This window comes from uncultured Veillonella sp., from assembly GCF_963534045.1.
Taxonomy (GTDB): domain Bacteria; phylum Bacillota; class Negativicutes; order Veillonellales; family Veillonellaceae; genus Veillonella.
This window is the reverse complement of record NZ_CAUSQT010000087.1, coordinates 1-3448: the sequence shown is the minus strand read 5'-3', so window position 1 is coordinate 3448 and position 3448 is coordinate 1. Positions and strand designations below refer to the sequence as shown.

Here is a 3448-nt window from a genome sequence, read left to right as displayed (position 1 = left end):
ATAAAGGATGATTCACATGTACATTTTTGACGGCGCTATGGGTACAATGCTCCAAGCAGCAGGCCTAGAAGAGGGCTATTGCCCAGAATTATTTAACGTGGAACGACCAGAGGTAGTAAAAAATATCCACGCACAATATTTACAACATGGTAGTGATGTAATCACTACTAATACATTTGGCGCATGCGGCCTTAAGTTAGAAGACTATGATTTACAAGATCGTGTAAAAGAAATCAATATAGCAGCTGTAAAGGTTGCAAAAGAAGCAATTGCAGAGTTCAAGCCATCTGCTCGTGTAGCCGGTTCTATGGGACCTACAGGACGCTTTTTACAACCATTAGGTAATATGAGCTTTGATTCCATTTACGATACATATAGGGAACAAGCAGAAGCCTTGATTGAAGGTGGCGTTGATTTCATCATCATTGAAACGATTATCGACGTACAAGAAATGCGTGCCGCTCTATTAGCATCGTTAGATGCTCGTGAAGCAGCAGGCAAAACAAAGGAAGATGTACAAATTATCTGCCAATTTTCTTTCAGTGAAGACGGTCGTACCATTACAGGCACACCACCAGAGGTTGCTACTACAATCGTAGAGGCAATGGGGGCCGATATCATCGGTATTAACTGTTCTCTTGGACCTGAACAAATCACACCGCTTATCGAAAAAATCGCCAGCATTACTAATTTACCAATCATCTGCCAGCCAAACGCAGGTATGCCACAGCTCATTAACAAGCAAACGGTATTTCCGCTTTCAGCAGAAGACATGGGCCCATTGATGATTCCAATCGTCGATGCAGGTGCCAGTTATGTAGGTGGCTGCTGCGGCACAACACCAGCGCATATCCAATCGATTTCTGACGCTGTGAAAGCACATACACCTAAGGAACGTGCTCATATTGAGCCTAAAACGGTGATTACAAGCCGTACAAAATTGCTTGAATTAGGTCATAATGTTAAACCGTTGATTATCGGTGAACGCATTAACCCAACAGGTCGTAAAGTTCTTGCACAAGAGCTACGCGACGGTTCTTTCATCCGCGTAAAGCGCGACGCCTTAGACCAAGTAGAGGCTGGCGCAGATATCCTCGATGTTAATATGGGTGTAGCCGGTATGGATCAAACACCTTTGATGGAAAAAGCTATCTTTGAGTTATCCATGCTTGTAGAAACGCCATTGTCCATCGATACATTAGATCCTAAAGCGATGGAAGTAGCCCTTAAAAACTATCCAGGCCGTGCGCTTATCAACTCTGTAAACGGCGAAGAGGAGTCCATCACACACGTTATGCCATTGGCTAAGCGCTATGGCGCCGCATTACTTTGCTTGCCAATCTGCAGTGGCGATTTGCCTGAAAAGGCTGAGGATCGCGTTGCTTTGGCTGAAAGCATCGTAAATCGCGCATACGGCTATGGTTTACAACCACACGACCTCTTGCTTGACCCATTGGTATTAACACTTGCTAGCGGTGAAGATAGTGCACGACAAACGCTTAGCACATTGCGTTTATATAAAGAAAAATTCGGCTTCCCAACTGTTATGGGCTTATCCAATATATCCTTCGGCATGCCACAACGGCCATATCTAAATGGCCAATTCCTAACAATGGCACTCGCATCCGGTTTGACTACACCAATTATGAATCCGCTCAACTACGCTGCTAAAAAAGCATTCGTATCGAGCACCACATTACTTGGTTGGGACCCAGGTTCTGCTGAATTCATCAAAGAATATGGTTACGAAGACGAAACAACAGCACCAGGCAATGCGGCGCCAAAGGGTCCAGATAAAGCATCTTTTGATAGCAACGATCCATTAGCTAACATCCGCGCTTGTGTAGAACAAGGTGAAAAAGAAGCCATTGTTGATCTTGTAAAAAAAGCATTAGCTGACGGCATGGACCCATTGGACATCACGAAAAAAGGGCTTTCAGAAGCTATGAACGTAGTAGGGGACAAATTCGGTTCCGGTAAATTGTTCTTACCACAAGTTATGCTCGCTGCCGAAACAATGCAGGCTGCTTTCAATACAATCAAAGAAATCATTCCTGCCAGCGATAGTCTAGATAAAGGAACCGTTGTTGTAGCCACTGTTAAGGGCGATATTCACGATTTAGGCAAGAATATCGTAGCTGCTTTGCTCGAAAACAACGGTTATAAGATCGTTGACCTCGGCAAGGATGTTGAGCCTGAGACTATTGTACAGGCTATTAAGGACAACAAGGCGGCCCTCGTAGGCATTTGTTCCTTGATGACCACTACAATGCCTCAAATCGATAATACCATCGCTGCTATTCGCGCAGCAGGCCTTAAAACGAAGGTCATGGTTGGTGGCGCCGTAGTATCCCAAGATTACGCTGACCAAGCGGGCGCAGATATTTACGCCAAGGACGGCATCGCCGCGGTAAACCACGCGAACGATTTCTTTGAAACTTTGAAATAATGGCTAATCTAGGCATATAATATAGGTAATACGCATGGTGAAAGCCCCAAATAACGCTCACATAATGCATATGAGGCTTTCACCATATATAAAATAGATAAGAGGTATATGATGACATTACGAGAGAAACACCAAAACGGCCAGTTCACCATCACCGTTGAATTGGACCCACCTAAAAGCAGTTCTGCCCAAAAGGTTTTTGAACAAGCAGCGCGCCTAAAAGGCAAGGTTGACGCCATAAACATTGCGGACAGCCCTATGTCTAAAATGCGCATGAGCCCTATTTCCTTGTCCTATTTATTACAACATAATGAAGGCATCGAAACGATTTTCCACCTCACATGCCGCGACCGCAACATCATCGGTTTACAATCCGAATTGCTCGGTGCTGCAGCGCTTGGTGTTAATAATATTTTGACACTTACAGGCGACAAACCGGACCATGGTGACCACCCATTTGCACAATCCGTATTTGAAGTGGACTGCATGGGCTTACTTAACATTGCTAAGACATTAAATGCAGGCAAAGACCTTGCTGGTAACGACCTTGATGAACCAACGAATTTCTATATCGGCGCTACAGGCAATCCTGGTGCTCCTGATTTAGAAATCGAGCGCCAAAAACTAGCTGCTAAAATCAAAAATGGTGCACATTTCGTGCAAACACAACCAATCTATGATTTAGAACAAGCTAAACGCTACATCGACAAAATGTCCGAATTCAACGTACCTATTATGCTTGGTTTGATTCCTCTTAAAAGCTTTAAAATGGCAACATACCTTCACGAAAAAGTGCCTGGAATCAACCTTACCCAAGACATCCTTGACCGCGTAGAAAAAGGCGGCAAAGAAGCGGGTACAGAAATCGCTATCGAAACACTAGAACAAATCAAAAAAATCGCTGCAGGCGTACATATCATGCCGCTTAATGATATAGATACGACTTTGCATATTATTGATCACGTGTAATCTTTAAATACAATAGTAAACGGAATGTCC

At 43.9% G+C, this 3448-nt stretch carries 2 protein-coding genes; both read left to right on the top strand.

The genetic code is table 11. The features are described from left to right. Positions 1 to 16: 16 nt before the first annotated feature. Complete coding sequence (locus tag RYP29_RS08595) at positions 17 to 2449, top strand: homocysteine S-methyltransferase family protein (protein ID WP_311533129.1); 2433 nt, start codon at positions 17 to 19, stop codon at positions 2447 to 2449. Positions 2450 to 2560: 111 nt separating this feature from the next. Beyond that, on the top strand, positions 2561 to 3418 hold the full coding sequence (locus RYP29_RS08590) for a methylenetetrahydrofolate reductase (RefSeq protein WP_164733395.1): 858 nt from the start codon (positions 2561 to 2563) through the stop codon (positions 3416 to 3418). Positions 3419 to 3448: the final 30 nt, after the last annotated feature.

Coding starts and splice junctions, on each gene's coding strand:
- RYP29_RS08595 (WP_311533129.1), top strand. CDS start 17: ATGTACATTTTTGACGGCGCTATGGGTACAATGCTCCAAGCAGCAGGC.
- RYP29_RS08590 (WP_164733395.1), top strand. CDS start 2,561: ATGACATTACGAGAGAAACACCAAAACGGCCAGTTCACCATCACCGTT.